This window comes from Paenibacillus sp. P2(2022) (assembly GCF_029522175.1).
GTDB lineage: Bacteria > Bacillota > Bacilli > Paenibacillales > Paenibacillaceae > Paenibacillus > Paenibacillus polymyxa.
On record NZ_JAKWFI010000018.1, the window covers coordinates 26,466 to 43,334 of the forward strand.

Sequence of the window (16,869 nt, forward strand, 5' to 3'; positions counted from 1 at the left end):
GGAATATATAAATGGGTATTCTTTCATTAGATCAATTTAAACAACCGGAATTCATGGGGTATGTAGAGAACCGGCTTATACCAAAACAGTATCTTCTTAAAGCTATCAGTGCTACCGATACGAGTTACGATTTGACATTTGACTATGACGTATTTACACAAACCTATGCACCAAGCGCCTCCATTACTGGGTGGAATTCAGGTGCTCCGCTACGGGACAAACAAGGGTTAAAAACACTCACTCAAGAGGTTGCTAAGATTCAACACGGCTTCCGCTTGGACGAGCGTGAACAACTCAAGTTTACTAATCCGCGTGTTGAAAATGAACGTCAAAGAGCAATCCAACGTATCTACGACCAAACAGATCGCTTGATCGAAGGTGTGAACGATACTGAGGAATGGTTGAGAGCACAGGCTGTTTACAATGGGGTTATCGTGTATAACAAAAACGATGTGCAAATCAATGTTAACTTCGGCCTAACAGCCAAGGTGACACCGACCGTTTTATGGTCTGATCGAGCAGCTTCCACACCATTGGATGACCTGAGAGCAGCAATTAAAGCTTATAAGGATATCAACGCAGGTCAAGCGCCACGTTATATTGATATTTCCGGTGATGTCATGTTGGACCTGACTCTTAATAATCAAACCCGTGGGGCATTGTTTGGAGTCAATAATGCTATGCTTCCTACACGGGAACAAGTACAAGGCATCATCACACAAATTGCTGACGCTCCAATTACGATCCGTGTCAATGACGATGTGGTTTCCTTGGAAGGTGCAGCGCCTGCGCGGTTGCTTGAAGCTCGTACGGTAGCGCTGTTGGGCGAACAACCTATCATCACCGTACAAGGTCCAACAATTGAAAAGAACTTTGAACCAGGAATCTATGTACTGCCTATCGTCAAAGAAGGCCCACCGCCATCCGAAGAGGTATACGTTGGTGAATCTGCTTTCGTAGCTGTACAAAAACCATCCCAAATCTACCGTCTGTCGGTTTAATAGGAGGAACTTATAACATGGCAAAACAAAAATATAAGGTACTATCCCCGGTGATCCAAGCCGGGGTTATTGTGAATTCTGGTGAAATCGATCTTGACGATAAGTATGGAGCCAAACTGGTTGAAAAAGGCGTACTTGAAGAAGTAGCATCAACAAAGAAAACGGACAGCACAAATAAAGCCGAAGCGGACACCGCAAATAAAAACGAATAGGCTGGTGAGCGATATGGACCCGAAACGTCTCGAAGCTTTACTCACTAAGCTTAAGGTTCTGCTGGGTCTGCCAGTTACTGAAACAGATAAGGATGTGCAGTTGTCTTTTGCCCTCAACTTTACGATTGATGGTATCAAAAACTATTGCAATATATCCGACATACCGGAGCAACTAGAAAATACGATGCTGCTGATTGCTAAGGACTATTACCTTAACCAGTTTGCAGAGCCTGCAACAGCTGGAGAAGCTGAGTTGAACGTCCAAAGTGTCAAGCGCGGCGATGTGCAGTTTAATTTTTCCGCATATGCCAAGAAGGGCGTGGAGGGTACGGCTTTCATTAAGTCGTATGCCACGCAGCTCAACGCATTCCGTAGATTGAGGTGGTAGTGATGCAATTGGGTAGTCCAGTAACAGAACGCAGACTGCTTGAAATGACCTACACAGGTGTTTGTCGGGTAGAAGGACAGACAACCCGCAAAGACCCCGTAACAGGCGTAGAACGACCCACAAAGGGCATTATATTCGACAACCAGCCGTGTGCATTGTCCCAAGCATCCTTGCCAAGCGCAGCACAAACGGACACGAACAATGATGTCGCATATGATGGGAAGCTATTCATTACGCCTGATATTGTTATTCCGTCCGGAAGTCGTATTTTTATCACGCAGGACGGTATGAGCTATGAATTTCAGCAATCGGGCGAGCCTTTCATTTACCCAACGCATCAAGAAATCAAGATGAAGCGGGTCGGTAAAGCATGAGCGGCTTTGCTGAGTTTGATTTTAGCGAGTTCGAGCAGCTGGGCAAGAGCCTGCGTAAGATGCAAGCTGATTACCCACAATTCGTGGAGAACTGCATAAGAGAGCTTGCCAGCAGGCTACTAGCTAAAACGGTGGCACGTACTCCTGTAGATACTGGGATGCTCCGGCGTAACTGGCAGTTGGGTCCTGTAGAGCGTGTGGGCGGGGGCTATAGCATCGAATTGTTTAACCCCATCGAATATGCGCCTTACGTGGAATATGGGCACCGCACACGGCTACACACGGGCTGGGTGGAAGGTAGGTTCATGCTCACTATTTCCGAAAGAGAGCTTGAACGAGAACTGCCTGCACTAATGGACCGCAAGTTGAAACGATTTATGGAAGACCACCTGAGGTGATGCAATGGAAGATGTAAAAAACGGAATATTGAAGTACCTGAGTACCTTTCGAACGGGTGTCCCAGTGTACGACGAGCGAATCGAGCAGGGTTTCAAGGAACCGTGCTTTTTTGTGCTGCTCATAAACGGCTCACAAGACCGCGAATTTGGGCGGCGTTACATGAGAGTGGGCAACTATGACATTCACTATTTCCCGGAACCTAGCAACCCGGAGAAGCGCCGTGAATGCGAAACGGTTGCTGACCAACTGTACGAGGAACTGGAGTATATCCAGTGGGAAGGCACCATGTACAGGGCGGTAGGGATGAAACACCAGATTGTTGATGATGTGTTGCATTTCTTTATTGACGTCAATGTACATTTGATGCGTCCAAAGGGACCAGAAACAAAAATGAGGACTTTAAAACAGGAGGCTGGTATACGTGGCTGATAACCAAGAAACAGAAACCGAGACAACGCCTGCGGCAGCGCCTACGAAGAAAGAGGCGGCAACGTCCACAGCTTCGGTAGAACCCCGTTTTGCCAAAGAGCAATTCCAGGATTCACAGCAATTTACGAACATCGAAAAGGACTTCCTAAGCGCTTTGCTTCAGGATAAACGAACATACACAGTCAGTGAGGCTAAGAACCTTCTGGCGGATTTTAACGCAAAGGAGGCTAAATAATGCCAGGTGGTACATGGGTTACCCAAAATAAAGTCAGACCGGGCGTATACATTAATATTGTTTCTGACCCGAAATCACTCAGCTCACTTGGGGAGCGCGGTACGGTAGCTTTGCCCCTGATGCTTCCGTGGGGGGCGGCAAAGCAGATCATTACCATTAATGCAGGAGACGATGTATCTAAGGTGTTGGGATATGACATTACTCATGCAAGCTTGTTGCTAGTTAAAGAAGCGATGAAACGGGCTTCTAAGCTTCTTATATACAAACTCAACGAAGGTACAAAAGCCACCGCCACAAGTGGGAATTTAGTCACCACAGCTAAATATGGAGGCGTGCGTGGGAACGACATTACCGTTGTGATCCAAAGTGACATTGATACTCCTACTATTTTTAATGTAAGAACGCTTGTGGAAGGTCGGGAAGTAGATACGCAGAAGGTGGCGAACATCGACGGACTGGTAGCCAATGACTGGGTAACATTCAAGGCGTCTGCAACTGATAAGACGCTGGCTGCTACAGCTGGCGCTCCACTTACAGGCGGCGCAAACGGTGCTGTAACCAACACAGACCATAGTGACTTTTTAGTGGCTGTAGAAACACAGAGTTTCAACACCATCGGAGTGGTATCTACGGATGCCACGCTCAAGTCAATTTACGTATCCTTTGTGAAGCGATTGAGAGAGTCAGAGGGCCGTTATGTACAAGTTGTCCTCTCTGACTATCCTACTGCTGACTACGAGGGAGTAATCAGCGCGAGGAATGGCGTGATACTGTCGGATGGAACGGTGATCGACAAGATTAACGTGGTGGCTTGGGTAGCTGCAGCAGAGGCGGCGGCACAGGTGAACCAGTCACTTACTTACACGGCCTATGACGATGCAGTTGATGTTGATGTACGTTTGACCAATAGCGAGACGATAATAGCGTTGCGAAACGGGGAGTTCGTATTCACCTTTAGTGACGATAAAGCCATCGTTGAAAAGGATATCAATACTTTCAGAAGTTACACTCCTACTAAGGGTAAGGAACGCTCTAAGAACCGCGTAATTCGTGTGTTGGACAGCATAGGCAACGACCTCAAGAAGGTGTTTGAAAAGTCCTATATCGGCAAGGTGGACAACAATGCAGATGGACGCAATATCTTCAAAAAAGAAGGTATTAAGTACATGGAATTGTTGCAAAGCATCAATGCCATTGAGGACTTCAACCCTCAAACAGATTTTATAGTAACTGCTGGCGAAGACAAAGACGCGGTGTTGGTAGATACGGGAGTTAAACCAGTAGATGCAGCAGAAAAAATCTACTTGAAAGTGAGGGTAAGCTAATATGGCATGGTTAAACGCAAAAGATACAATCTCTGGTCAGCAGGGTCGATTGTACGCCACCATAAACGGTAGTGTGGAAGAGATGGCCTACTGCAAGAAATTCGAGGCAAAGATCGAGAAAAACATGACAGAAGTAAAAGTATTGGGATATCTGGGGGATCAGAATAAAGCCAATGGTTGGAAGGGAACGGGGTCAATGACTTTTTACTATGTGACCTCGTTGTTCAGACAAATGATGCTGGATTATGTGACCACAGGAAAAGATACCTATTTTGATCTGGTCGCGGTCAATGAAGACCCAACCTCCTCGATCGGCAAACAAACCGTGACGCTCAAGAATGTCAATATAAGCAGCATTATTATTGCTAAGTTGGATACTGAATCTCAATTGTTGGACGAAGATTTGGACTTTACTTTTTCCGGGGTAGGATTGCAAGACAGCTTCACAAAACCTGTTTTGGGTGGTAACTAAAATAATCTAAATTAAGGGGATATAAATAATGAGTCAATTTAGCGCATTCTTTAAAGAAAATTCTTCAGTGGATATTACAGAAGAGGTTGCTGTTTCTGAAAGATTTAAGGATGAAGATGGCAAGCCCGTTCTTTGGAAGATCCAAGGTATTTCGGAAGAACGAAACAAAGCCATTAGAAAGTCTGCCACGAAAACAGAGAAGGGCAAAGGGGGGATGAAAATTCCTGAAATTGACCCAGACGATTACACCACTAAGCTAGTTTTAGAAAGCGTAGTGTATCCTAACCTGAAAGATGCTGAGCTGCAAGAGAACTATGGTGTTGTTGGGGCTGATAACTTGCTCAACAAAATGCTTTTGTCTGGTGAGTTCGCTACTTTGTTGGAAAAGGTGCAGGAGCTTAATGGTTACGATCAAGATATCAACAAGGTTATGGAAGAAACAAAAAACTCATAAAGGAGGACGTCGATGCGAGTTTCGCCTATTACGCCCTCCATAAATTACGTATATTGCCGCAGGACCTCATGAAAATGTCCGTGACTGAGCGCGGGGTTATATACGCGATGATTAAAGAACGTATAGAAAATGAGAAAAACAAGTAGTAAAACTAAATAAATGATTTACTCTTCCTGAGCGGGTTGATAGAATAATGGTAAAATATACCCACTCAGGAGGGTCATTATGTCTAATTACGGCGAGTGGCAAGAATCGAAAAAAGAATACAAGATGGAAAAAAGAAAGAAACGTCATAAAAGCCAATTGGTTCTTCTTGCAATCATATTGATAATAGGAATTCCTTTGGTTATCATTGTTGGAATCACAAAAGGTTCAGAGAGCGGCAAAGAATCTGTAAAACCCATGACAGAATCTGCTCAAATAAAGAAGGAGTTTGATTCGTTTAAAAAGCAAGTTCTCAGTGAAACTACACAAATGATTGAGAGTGAAGCGAATTTTAATGAATTCGTTAAAGCTTATTCATCTGGTTCGTTTAGTCAAGTCGAAGCTTACGAAAACGTTAAAGAGTATCGGGATATAATTAATCAACATAGATCAAATTTAATAGCAATGAAGTTTGACGAAAGATTTCCCGAGAAACTTGGAGCTCATTTAACGGAAGGGAAATCAAAGATTTTGGATGGAGTAGCTATGAAAGACTCTGCGCTGGCATCGTTACTTGAATACTTGGATGATGGTAAAACAAGTGAATTAGCTGAATATCGAGAAAATTCTCCTTTGTATTTAGTAGGAGTGAAGGCAGGTTTACAGGAAATCAATGTAGTTGAAAAAATAGTAAATCCTAAAAAACAAAGTACAGGTAAAGCATCCAAATAGGGTGCTTTTTTTGTGCCTCTTTTTTGGAAAGGAGGGAAAATGGCTACTGTTCAATCGACGCTCCAACTATATGATAACTTTTCAAGCAAACTAAATGCAGTCAATCAGGCTCTTCAAAATACAACACGGCAAATGGAACGGTTGCAAACAGCCGCCCGTGCTAATATTCAAATAAACGTAAACGCGGCTAATGCAGTTAGTGAGTTGAATGCTGTACAACGAAGACTGCAATCTTTATCTGATGGAAATGTACGAATCAATATTGATGCAGCCAATGCAATTCGAGAGCTAGAAGTTGTGCGTAACCATATAAGGCAGATGGGCTCAGGGTCTGTTGTCAACATTGTGGTGAACTCTGCTGATATTCTGCGCGAAATTACAGTTATTCGTGACCGTATTCGCGGAATGTTTACAGCTTCGGTTGTAAATATAACAATCAACGCCGCTGATGCAATAGCGCAAGCGCGGCACATTCGACAACAGATTGATTCCCAGCTTCGGAATATACAGGCACGTATACAGATACAGTTACCAGCTTCGTTGCAAGCAATGTTTGGTAATCTGCAAATGCTTGTACTGCGGCTTATTCGTGTTGTTCGACAACTGAGAACAAGCAGCGGTGCAAACGCAGCATCGTTACAAGCCGCTTTAGCACGGATAGAAGCTTTGGAACAGAAGATAAACCAATTACAAGATCAACTAAACCGGAGATTGCGAGAAGGTGGACGGAACTCTGAGGGGATGCTAAGCAACCTTAGGAACATCGCCGCTGCTTATGTATCTATTGCAGCTGCAAAAGGTCTGTTTGAAAATGTTATGGGCGGGGCGATGGAACAACAACAGATGATTAGTACATTTGTTGCCCGTTCGGGATCAGAAGCACTGGGTAATGCCATTTACAATGCGATTACTAAACAAGCATTAGCTGCTGGTCAAGACGTACAGCAAGCTTTATCAGGAACTATGTCATTCATGTCCTCTACGCTTGATCCTAAGCAACTAGCACAGTTAAATAAGCTGTCTATGCGTCTTGCGAAGCTCAACCCAATGGAAGGGCTTGAAGGAGCGGCATTTTCGATGAAGGAGTTGCTATCCGGCGATTACACATCCATCGTCGAACGCTTTAACATTGGCCGAGGAACTATTAAAAATAGTGATGCTCTAAAAGCTGGTAAAGCGGGAGATATTGAAGGGTTCATAAAGGGGATGGATAAGCTCCTTGTTCAACAAAACCTTTCTGAAAAGGCATTCTCAAAAATGTTGGATTCACCAGCAGCGAAATGGCAGAAACTTGTGAATACCTTTAAATTCAATTTGGCTCAAGCTGGTAATGCTGCGGTAAACGCGTTTGCTCCTTTGTTTGACGTTATCAATAAAGCTTTTGCTTCAGGCAAGTTTGACCAATTTTTCGGTAGCATACAGGCCGGTATGTCTATGATAGCTCAAGTCACATCAAGCGTAGTGCAATTCCTAATAAATAACTGGGACTTGGTCAAGAACACTTTATTGGTATTGGGTGTTGTGGCTGCTGCTGTAGCTGTCGGATTTGCGGTAGATTGGATCATAGCTGTTTGGCCTTTAGCGCTAATTGTTGCTGGCATAATTGCGATTATAACGATCCTAAATAAGTTTGGTATTTCTACCGGGCAAGTTGTGGCTTTTGTTGTAGGTATCTTCTACGCAATGTTTGCTCAACTCAACAACTGGATTGCGGGATTCTGGAATGTGATACTGGATTTTGTAGAATTCTTCGCAAATATATTCATCGATCCGGTCTATGCCATTAAAAAACTGTTTTATGACCTTTGGAATGACATAGGTAAGTACTTTGTTGATCTAATTAATAAGATGGTCGACGGTCTGAATTGGTTGATAGAAAAGACGAATTCTATTACAGGCTCTACCATTTCAGCGATCCAATACATGAAGATGGAAGATGGACCACAAAAGCCAACAACGGATAAAGACGTTTTGGATTTTAGCAAATACCGAATGCAATCAATGGACGTTTTGAAGGCTTTCAATAGTGGGAAAACAGCAGCGAATGACCTAACTAAATCTATAAGTAACTTCTCCTTGAAAGGAACTGCGCAACCTTACACAGTCCCAAAAATGCCTAAACAAAATGGCAACATCGGTAATGTTGGCAAAGTGGGCAAGGTTGGTAAGATCGAGGACAAGGTTGATATCTCATCGGAGGATTTAAAGGTCATGCGGGATATTGCAGAAATGAAGTCTATACAGAACTTCGTGACTCTTACGCCTACAGTGCAGGTCAAGACAGGCGACATCAACAACGGAGCTGATGTGGATACGATCATTAAGAAAATTGGCGACCATTTAGAAGAACAATTTGTTTCAACAGCACAGGGGGTGTACACCTAATGGAACACGCCATACTACTAAGCTACAACAACGGAGAAGAAGCATTTCGTATCCCAGTGAATCCGCCAGAAATGAGCATCAAAGAGGCTGGAGATGGTTCCACATTTAAAATCGTGGACGGGGGCGAGATCAACGCGATTCAGTCACGGAAACTTACGGAGATATCCTTCGATAGCTTTTTCCCTGGACAGGCGTACCCATTCGTCAACACCGATGAATTAAGGCCAATACCTGAATATATAGCTTTAATAGACAAGTGGATGGACACCAAGCGGCCCATCCGCTTTATTTATTCAGCGATAAGTTTTGACCCGGGCGCACAAAAGAGTCCGCAGGAGATAGCTATAAACATGCCGGTGACAATCGAAGAGTTTGAGTGGAAACCGGTAGCTGGTACATCGGACATTGAATACACAATATCATTCAAAAAGTACGTGTTTTACAATGCGGTGCAGGCCAAGGTGAAGCAAACCACAACCAAGGCAGGCGCAAAAAAGACTACGACCACAAAGGCAAAGGCTAAGCGTCCTAATGAGAAGGTTAAACCCAAGTCGGTCAAGGTTAAAGCTGGAGATACGCTTTGGATTATCGCTAAAAAGAACCTGGGTGACGGGTCACGTTGCAAAGAGATACAAACACTCAACAAAATCACGAATGCACAGGCCAAGCGGCTAAAGGTTGGGCAAGTGCTGAGACTGCCGGGGTGATGGCATGGATATATTTATCGACAATCGAGACGGTAACGTGTGGCAGGTGTCCGGCGAGGCGATGGCGGGCAAGGAAAATGCCGCCGGGCTGGTGTCTGAATTAACTTGGAAGACCGAACGCACCGGGAGCCCAGGTAGCGTAGATATCACGCTAGTCCGTGACGGAATCTACCAGAACAAAAAGTTCAAGGTCCAAAACGGGGATATCGTTCGAATAACCAAAGGCAAGTACAAGATATTTTACGGCTACGTATTTTCGGTGGAGCAGTCGGAAAAGTCCGATATGAAGATTACCGCATACGACCAAATTCGCTATCTCAATGCCAATGACACATATGTATTTAAAAACCTAACGGCCGGGGCGGTTATCAAGCGTATTGCGGAGGACTTCAAACTTAAGACCGGGATGATTGCCGACACGGGATACAAAATACCCGCTATGGTCGAGGACAATCAAAAGCTATTAGATATCATTTACAAGGCTATCGACCAGACGCTTATGTCTACTGGATCAATCTATGTATTCTATGACGATTTCGGCGCTCTGGCCCTTAAACGGGCCGCTGATATGCTTGTATCGGTGTCGGTGGGTGATGGCAGTCTAATGACCGGATACGCGCTTAAACGGTCCATAGACAGTGAGACCTACAACTATGTAAAGCTGGTGCAGGACAATAAAGAGAGCGGCAAACGGGATGCCTACGTTTATCAGGATGGTAACAACATAAAAAAGTGGGGTAAGCTGCAACTCTACGATAAAGTCGATGAAAAGATGAACGCGGCACAGATTAAACAAAAAGCCCAAAACCTTCTTACCTTGCACAACCGGGAAAGCAAGAGTCTGAGTATAGATGCTATGGGAGATTTAAGCATCCGGGCCGGGTGTTATGTGCCTGTATTCATCGACGATCTGAAAGTAAGCCAAGTTTACTTGGTAGATTCATGCACACATAAATTTTCAGGGCTTGAGCACACAATGTCACTCGAATTGAAGGTGATTTAATGATAAAACAGCTACGACAAATAGCTTTAAACAGCGTCGAGGCATCCAAGCCGTCCACAGGGATGGTAGGGCAAGTAACAGGCATCGCGCCGCTTGAAATCACAGTGGATCAACGTTTGGTACTGGATGAAGATTTCTTGCTTATCACGGAACGAGTAACCCGTTACGAGGTTAGCCTAACACACAGTCACGTGTATAAAGACGAAACTCCGACAGAAACGGCAACCAAAACCACCCAAACCGCGTTACCTGATGTACTGGTTATCCGTGAAGGGCTCAAGATCGGTGACGCTGTGCTTTTACAACGCATGCAAGGCGGCCAGCAATTCGCTGTCATAGATAAGTTGGTGAAACCATGATACCAGAGGGCGGCAGCATTGTTGATGAAGAGATTGAAGAGGAAGAAATGCCCACCAAGACATATGCCTTGGATTTTTTTAATGGACGCGCACGCGGCATTGTGGACGGTCTGGAAGCTATGCGGCAAGTGGTGTATAAGATACTCCAGACATTACGTTATGAAAATCTAATATACTCCGATGATTACGGAGCTGAGATAGACCGGCTGCAAGGGCAGAGCCGGTTATTTGTGCAGACTGAATTAAAACGGTTGGTCCGTGAAGCGCTCCTGGCAGATGACCGGATTACTGATGTGCGAGATTTTCAATTCACTTTTAACGGTAGCGATGTTCTGGCCGAATTTGAAGTGATCACAACACAAGGTAACTTTAGAGACGAAACGGGGGTGGGTGGCATTGTATGAGGGTCAAACTGAAGAAGCTATCTTAGAACGCCTGCTGGCTCGTATACCAGATACCATGGATAAACGGGAGGGGAGCGTTATTTATGATGCCCTGGCACCTGCAGCAAATGAACTGGCCCAAATGTATGTTGAGCTGGATACGAATATAAGCCTAGTTTTCCCAAATGCGGACAATGAGGAATATTTGGACTCGGCTGTGGCTTGGTCTGGCATAGTGCGAAAGGCGGCAACAAAGGCTCACTGGCGGGGCAAGTTTTACGATAACCAGGGAGCGTTAATGGACGTACCTATTGGTAGTCGCTACGGTATCGAGGACCTGAATTATATCGTGCTCAGCAAATTGGGTGTCGGACAGTTTGCCGTAGAATGTGAAACGGCTGGCGTAATAGGTAATCAATTTTCGGGTTCACTGTTACCGATTGATTTTATAAACGGGCTGGCTCGGGCCGAATTGGTCGATCTGTTGGTGTCTGGAGAAGATACCGAAACGGGAGAGGCGTTGTACGATCGGTACCAAGACAGAGTATCGAAACCTATTACAAGTGCAAATAAAAATCAATATGTTAACTGGGCACGTGAAGTGCCAGGGGTTGGTGACGCCAAAGTATTCCCTCTCTGGAACGGTGAAGGGACGGTAAAGGTTGTTATTTTGAATAACGACAAACGTTCCCCCTCTGCTGCAGTTGTACAGGCTGTACAAACATATATTGATCCTACTCAAGATGGACACGGTGAAGGTGTTGCACCAATCGGACCAGTTGTTACGGTTGTAGGGGCAACTGAAGTCGCTATCAATATTAGTACAAGAGTCGAACTCGCGCGGGATGCTACGGTGGCTGATGTAAAAGAACAATTAGAAGTAAGTATTGCGAAGTACCTTGAAGGTTTAGCTTTCTCTGACACTGATACATTAGTTAGGATTACTCGAATAGCAAACCTTATCCTTGATGTCCCACAAGTCATAGATTACTTTGACCTGACTATTAACGGGCTGACTGGCAATATACAAGTTCCGCTGGATAGCGTAGCTGTACTTGGGACGGTGGATGTACATGTCTAAGAAACTTATGTCCTATCTGCCTGACTATTACCAAGAGATTGAAGAGTTTGTGCAGATAATGGACACGGAAGATATTGAGCTCGACAAAGTGAATGCCGCAATAGTGGATACATTCCGGCAGTTTCACCCGGAGACGGCAACTTGGGGAATTGCTTATTGGGAACGCGATTTGAAAATAACTCCGCTCCCATCTAAGCCAATCGAGCAGCGCCGTAGCGTGGTTATCTCTAAAATGCGCGGCAGCGGCAAGGTGTCTGCAAGCATGATAAAAAATGTTGCTGACAGCTATGATCGCGGCAAGGTGGATGTAATTGTATATCCGGCTGAATATCGGTTTGACATTAAATTTATCGGTACTTTAGGCGTGCCGCCGAACTTACAGGATCTAAAGGACGCAATAGAGGAAATAAAACCCGCGCATCTAGAAGTGCGATATAAGTTCAGGTATCTTGTCATACGTGAAATACACCATACGATGACGATTAATGCAATAAACAGTACTCAATTAAATAATTTTGCGGGAGGTGTGCCAATTGGCTAGTAATACACCTAATTTGAGCTTATATATGAAGGACCCCACAACAGACGGGAATGATTTCTTCGATGTGGAAACTATGATGAACGACAACTGGCGTGCTATAGACACCTTTGCAGGTTCGACAAAAGGAAGCTTGGATAAGGCGACTAAATTTGTGGTCACGTCGGATATGTTTGGAGCCACAGGAAATAACACAGATCAAACACAGGCCATTCAAAATGCACTCAATTACCTGGAGAGTGTCGGAGGCGGAAAACTTATCCTAGGCGCAGGCACATTTCTTTTGAGTCTCGCTAAAAGCACACATACCAAAGCTTGTATCCTCATTCCTAAGGGAGTAACGATAGAAGGATCTGGCATGGGCGTGACTATCCTTAAACGGCTGGAAAGCGAACGTATTCAAGACGGAGTATTGTTAGTTAACAAGGATTACGACACAAAGGGTGGATACACAGCGGCGGGTAACATTACGCTACGAAATTTCACGATCACTGATGGTGCTGTTACTGCAACTCCCAGAACATATGGGGATCTAATTGCGCTGGGGCATGCGGATAATGTGCTTATTGAGCGGGTTGGATCTTTAAATCACGATCAACATTTTGTGGATGTTTGCGGATCGCGAAATATCACCATTCGGGATTGCATGTGTAATAACTTGCAAGATACCTATGGGAGTGCAACTATCCAAATCGACCGGGCGAAAGGGCTTGGAATCTGGGGTCTTTTGCTGGATGATACAAATCCAAGCAATGTGACTATTGAAGGGAATAGTATCACTTCTATATCTGAACTGATACTACAACTTGGGCATGGAAAGTCTACTGTAGAGGACTTGAGTGTAGTAGACAATGTAATTGTTTGTGCGAACATTGCTAAAGGTCAGATAGCAATCGGGAATGACGAAGATACTTCGATATCAACCGCTGATATTGAAGATAACAAAATAGAACTCAACAATATAAATAGTGCAGGAATCTACTTGGTTGGCGATCCAACAAACAAGTTTGAAAACATATCTATCTCCAGCAATATCGTAACGGGGAAGATGCGTGCAGCAATTTTTGTTGGTAGCTCTACAATGCCAAGTACATTTGCTAATTTCAAAAATGTATTGGTATCAGAAAATACCGTTGACATGGATATTAGAGAGTCAACCAGCACTCATTACATTTCGGGAATCCGAGTGAGTAACGGCATTAGTGCAGCAATTTGTAATAATACTGTACGCTTCGCCTGCCAAGGAGGTGGTTATGCAGATGCGAAGATTATAAGGGCAGATAGTTTTAAAGATATTTTGATCAGCGCAAATCAAATTATAATGGCAGACTCAAATTCCCGCACGGATGCGCAATTGTATGGTATCCAACTCGAAATGGATTCTGCCATTGCTAACAGTCTCTATTGCAAAGCAAAGATAATCTCAAATATGGTTCTGGGCACTGGGTACCGATGGGGGATTTCGGAGCGCGGAGGGGTTAATGTTTCAAACTTTTTACAAGCGGTGGTTTCACAAAATAATGTGTACGATGACGCACCAATGCAAGGGCATTACCATGAGTCCACGCCGTCGTTAGATGGGACCAATAACCTGCAGTTTGTAAACTTTGAATCTTTAGGTTTTGCGGCAACCGGTCCTGTATTGACAATTCAATCTGCAAAGACGTATACGTTTGTCTCGCCTATCAGAAAAAGCGGAATCACACAGACGGCATACACGACAAGTGGAACAATGTTTTTTAACCCGATTTCGGCCACGGCATTTGGTACGGATGCAGAGGAAATTGAGACAGCTTATTGGGTGGAGGGGGCGACCACGAAGTTTGTAGGCGCAGTATTGAGTAAGTCTGTAACAGGAAATGATGCGAATGGTCGAGTGATTAACACTTTAACCATCAACACGGGTAATGCTGGCTGTAACATGGCAATTAATCCAACGGATCATACAGGTTCGATCAGATCCAGTGGCTATTTGATGTTGCGTGTCGGCGTGTAAATACATTATAGGAATTGACTTTACTTCCCATTAAAATGTAAGGTGTTAACATAAACGTTACTAGGGAAGGTTGTTAGATGATGCGTATGAAATTATCTATGTTTTTCCTTATGGTTGTTTGTATTTTCTTTTCGGGACTTTACTTTGCGTCAGCCAGTGATTTTAGCATAAGTAATGTTTCTGGCACCAAACATGAAATTTTGAACAAAGGTCGCAATTTTGTAGTTAAAGCTGCTGCGTTTGGCGCTACTGGTAACGGCACAGATCAGACCCAGGCTTTACAGTCAGCTTTGAATTACCTAGAAAGGGCCGGGGGCGGTAAACTTGTCCTTGGCAAAGGCAAGTTTTTATTAAGTCTTGCAAAAAGCGTGCATGACAAGGCTTGCTTAATAATCCCGGCTGGTGTGACAATTGAAGGCTCTGGGGTGGGTGTCACTATTCTCAAAAGGATCAGTAGTGAACGGGAACAAAACGGCATACTACTTGTAAATAAGGGTTACGACACAAATGGTGAATATAAAGCAGCTGGGAATATCACCTTGCGTAATTTTACAATTACAGACGGTGGCGTAACTTCTAAACCAAGAAAATACGGGGACTTGATTGCGTTAGGACATGCGGATAATGTACTCATTGAGCGTGTCCAATCGTTAAATCACGATCAACATTTCGTAGACATTTGCGGATCACGCAATGTTACTGTAAGAGAAAGTATCGGTAACAATCTCCAAGACACCTACGGGACGGCTACAATTCAAATTGACCGAGCCAAAAACCTAGGGATATGGGGTTTGTTATTGGATGGAACAAATCCAAAGAATGTCACTATAGAAAATAACGAAATCACTTCAATGTCCGAACTTGTGTTACAACTTGGGCACGATCAATCTACTGTTGAAAATTTAAATGTAGTAAGTAACGTGATTACTGGCGCAAACACTGTTAAAGGACAAATTGCTATAGGTAAGGACGAAGATACCTCGATATCGACTGCAAATATTAAAGACAATCAAATAAAGCTCAATAATGCAAACAGTGTCGGCATCAATCTGGTAACCGACACAGCCAATAGACTCGATAACATTTCAATATCTGGTAATGTTATAACGGGCAAGATGAGAACAGCTACGTTTATAGATAGTGCTGTTGCGTCGACGGATTTTAAGGACATTTTGTATTCGCTTCTCATTGACTTGTCTTCTGGAATGAAGGTACTCTATTAATAACTATTAATAAATACCTTTTGGAAGGCGTTGAGTTGATATTGCGTAGAAAGATAAGTTTCTTGTTGGTGGCACTGATCCTAATTATGACTACATCCTTCGCTTATGCTGATAAGGGAGCTACATTTAAACAGAAACTTATATCTGTTTACGGCATTCATTTGAATAACGGAAAGTTACCAGATGCTCCTGAAATTATCTACGGAGAACAAAAAAAGGTAGAGGGACTGGATGTAACAGATATAACGTTTTCTAGTTTTGACGGTCAGAAGATACCTGGCGAAGTGATCTACCCGAAAGGCTTTAAAACAAATAATAAGTATCCTACGGTCCTAGTATTTTCTGGACATGGGGAGATGGAAGAACTAATCTCTAAACCAGAATCATATCAACATGCTGGTGCAGTAGGACTTGCACAAAATGGTTACCTCGTTTACACAATGGAAAATAGAGGTATGGGTAAGCTTGCGAAGATGGGAGATCACCTAGTCCTTGATGCTGTAGCGCGCTTGCACGGCGGTTCGTGGTATGGGGATATAACTACGGATGCTTTATATCTGAGCGCAGCAGTAAACAACGTCAGTTACGTGAATCAGAAGAAAATCGGAACCGCTGGTGTATCTACAGGCGGAGCACTGAGTATGTTGGTTGCTGCATTAGATGAGCGAGTAGACGCAGCTTATGTACAAGGTTATCTCGGCACCTATGCAAAAACGTTCACAGACGGTACGCACGATATCTGTAACAACATTAGCGGGATCCTTAACATTGGAGAGATGTGGGATGTCGGCAATCTAATCGCTCCACGTAACGCGTTGTATGTTAACGGAGAGATGGACCATTTCCATTATGCAGATGCTCAGGTTTCATATGCTAAAATAAAGGAACATTACAAAGAATTGAGTGTTGAAAAAAATGTAAACTTACAATCTCCGCGAGGGGTTACACATGAATTTTCCACTCAACTTGCAGCTGATTTTTTCGATAAGAATCTTAAATAGATTTTAACGACACGTCTTAAACGGCGTG

The 16,869-nt window shown here is 43.8% G+C and carries 21 protein-coding genes; all 21 read left to right on the forward strand.

Annotated features, from left to right (window positions below; genetic code table 11):
* Positions 1 to 11: 11 nt before the first annotated feature.
* Positions 12 to 1,001, forward strand: coding sequence for a major capsid protein (locus MMB75_RS25600; RefSeq protein WP_263560030.1), 990 nt, complete (start codon positions 12 to 14; stop codon positions 999 to 1,001).
* Positions 1,002 to 1,018: 17 nt separating this feature from the next.
* Complete coding sequence (locus MMB75_RS25605; RefSeq protein WP_151255380.1) at positions 1,019 to 1,213, forward strand: hypothetical protein; 195 nt, start codon at positions 1,019 to 1,021, stop codon at positions 1,211 to 1,213.
* A gap of 13 nt (positions 1,214 to 1,226) precedes the next feature.
* Entirely contained in the window at positions 1,227 to 1,601 is a 375-nt protein-coding gene (locus tag MMB75_RS25610) for a head-tail connector protein (RefSeq protein WP_277511496.1), read from the forward strand.
* A 2-nt stretch (positions 1,602 to 1,603) separates the two neighbouring features.
* The gene (locus tag MMB75_RS25615; RefSeq protein WP_151255382.1) at positions 1,604 to 1,975 is read left to right on the forward strand and encodes a hypothetical protein; all 372 of its coding nucleotides are present in this window, start codon (positions 1,604 to 1,606) and stop codon (positions 1,973 to 1,975) included.
* Positions 1,972 to 2,373 carry an HK97 gp10 family phage protein gene (locus MMB75_RS25620; RefSeq protein ID WP_151255383.1) on the forward strand — a complete coding sequence of 134 codons (402 nt, stop codon included), beginning with the start codon at positions 1,972 to 1,974 and terminating at the stop codon, positions 2,371 to 2,373. The genes MMB75_RS25615 and MMB75_RS25620 overlap by 4 nt, the downstream gene beginning before the upstream one ends.
* 4 nt (positions 2,374 to 2,377) lie before the next feature.
* Positions 2,378 to 2,803: a phage tail terminator family protein gene (locus tag MMB75_RS25625; protein ID WP_277511501.1), complete on the forward strand. Its 426-nt coding sequence runs from the start codon at positions 2,378 to 2,380 to the stop codon at positions 2,801 to 2,803.
* Positions 2,796 to 3,038: a hypothetical protein gene (locus MMB75_RS25630; protein ID WP_277511503.1), complete on the forward strand. Its 243-nt coding sequence runs from the start codon at positions 2,796 to 2,798 to the stop codon at positions 3,036 to 3,038. The genes MMB75_RS25625 and MMB75_RS25630 overlap by 8 nt, the downstream gene beginning before the upstream one ends.
* The gene (locus tag MMB75_RS25635; RefSeq protein WP_277511505.1) at positions 3,038 to 4,363 is read left to right on the forward strand and encodes a phage tail sheath family protein; all 1,326 of its coding nucleotides are present in this window, start codon (positions 3,038 to 3,040) and stop codon (positions 4,361 to 4,363) included. Before MMB75_RS25630 ends, MMB75_RS25635 begins: the two co-directional genes overlap by 1 nt.
* Before the next feature lies 1 nt (position 4,364).
* Positions 4,365 to 4,835, forward strand: coding sequence for a phage tail tube protein (locus MMB75_RS25640; RefSeq protein ID WP_076292396.1), 471 nt, complete (start codon positions 4,365 to 4,367; stop codon positions 4,833 to 4,835).
* 28 nt (positions 4,836 to 4,863) lie between these two features.
* Entirely contained in the window at positions 4,864 to 5,289 is a 426-nt protein-coding gene (locus MMB75_RS25645; protein ID WP_076292397.1) for a phage tail assembly chaperone, read from the forward strand.
* A 225-nt stretch (positions 5,290 to 5,514) separates the two neighbouring features.
* Entirely contained in the window at positions 5,515 to 6,165 is a 651-nt protein-coding gene (locus tag MMB75_RS25650; RefSeq protein ID WP_076292398.1) for a hypothetical protein, read from the forward strand.
* Positions 6,166 to 6,204: 39 nt separating this feature from the next.
* Positions 6,205 to 8,550 (forward strand): hypothetical protein, encoded by a 2,346-nt coding sequence (locus MMB75_RS25655; protein WP_076292399.1) that lies wholly within the window; start codon positions 6,205 to 6,207, stop codon positions 8,548 to 8,550.
* On the forward strand, positions 8,550 to 9,257 hold the full coding sequence (locus tag MMB75_RS25660) for a LysM peptidoglycan-binding domain-containing protein (RefSeq protein WP_076292400.1): 708 nt from the start codon (positions 8,550 to 8,552) through the stop codon (positions 9,255 to 9,257). Before MMB75_RS25655 ends, MMB75_RS25660 begins: the two co-directional genes overlap by 1 nt.
* A 4-nt stretch (positions 9,258 to 9,261) precedes the next feature.
* Positions 9,262 to 10,260, forward strand: coding sequence for an XkdQ/YqbQ family protein (locus tag MMB75_RS25665; protein WP_076292401.1), 999 nt, complete (start codon positions 9,262 to 9,264; stop codon positions 10,258 to 10,260).
* A complete protein-coding gene (locus MMB75_RS25670) occupies positions 10,260 to 10,619 on the forward strand; it encodes a DUF2577 domain-containing protein (protein WP_064795242.1) in 360 nt (119 codons plus the stop codon). The genes MMB75_RS25665 and MMB75_RS25670 overlap by 1 nt, the downstream gene beginning before the upstream one ends.
* A complete protein-coding gene (locus MMB75_RS25675; RefSeq protein ID WP_076292402.1) occupies positions 10,616 to 11,023 on the forward strand; it encodes a DUF2634 domain-containing protein in 408 nt (135 codons plus the stop codon). The genes MMB75_RS25670 and MMB75_RS25675 overlap by 4 nt, the downstream gene beginning before the upstream one ends.
* Complete coding sequence (locus MMB75_RS25680; RefSeq protein ID WP_277511518.1) at positions 11,016 to 12,083, forward strand: baseplate J/gp47 family protein; 1,068 nt, start codon at positions 11,016 to 11,018, stop codon at positions 12,081 to 12,083. Before MMB75_RS25675 ends, MMB75_RS25680 begins: the two co-directional genes overlap by 8 nt.
* Positions 12,076 to 12,624: a YmfQ family protein gene (locus MMB75_RS25685; RefSeq protein ID WP_256703206.1), complete on the forward strand. Its 549-nt coding sequence runs from the start codon at positions 12,076 to 12,078 to the stop codon at positions 12,622 to 12,624. Before MMB75_RS25680 ends, MMB75_RS25685 begins: the two co-directional genes overlap by 8 nt.
* The gene (locus MMB75_RS25690; protein ID WP_179085885.1) at positions 12,617 to 14,617 is read left to right on the forward strand and encodes a glycoside hydrolase family protein; all 2,001 of its coding nucleotides are present in this window, start codon (positions 12,617 to 12,619) and stop codon (positions 14,615 to 14,617) included. The genes MMB75_RS25685 and MMB75_RS25690 overlap by 8 nt, the downstream gene beginning before the upstream one ends.
* Before the next feature lie 77 nt (positions 14,618 to 14,694).
* Entirely contained in the window at positions 14,695 to 15,840 is a 1,146-nt protein-coding gene (locus MMB75_RS25695) for a hypothetical protein (protein WP_076292405.1), read from the forward strand.
* A gap of 35 nt (positions 15,841 to 15,875) precedes the next feature.
* On the forward strand, positions 15,876 to 16,841 hold the full coding sequence (locus tag MMB75_RS25700) for an acetylxylan esterase (protein WP_277511529.1): 966 nt from the start codon (positions 15,876 to 15,878) through the stop codon (positions 16,839 to 16,841).
* Positions 16,842 to 16,869: the final 28 nt, after the last annotated feature.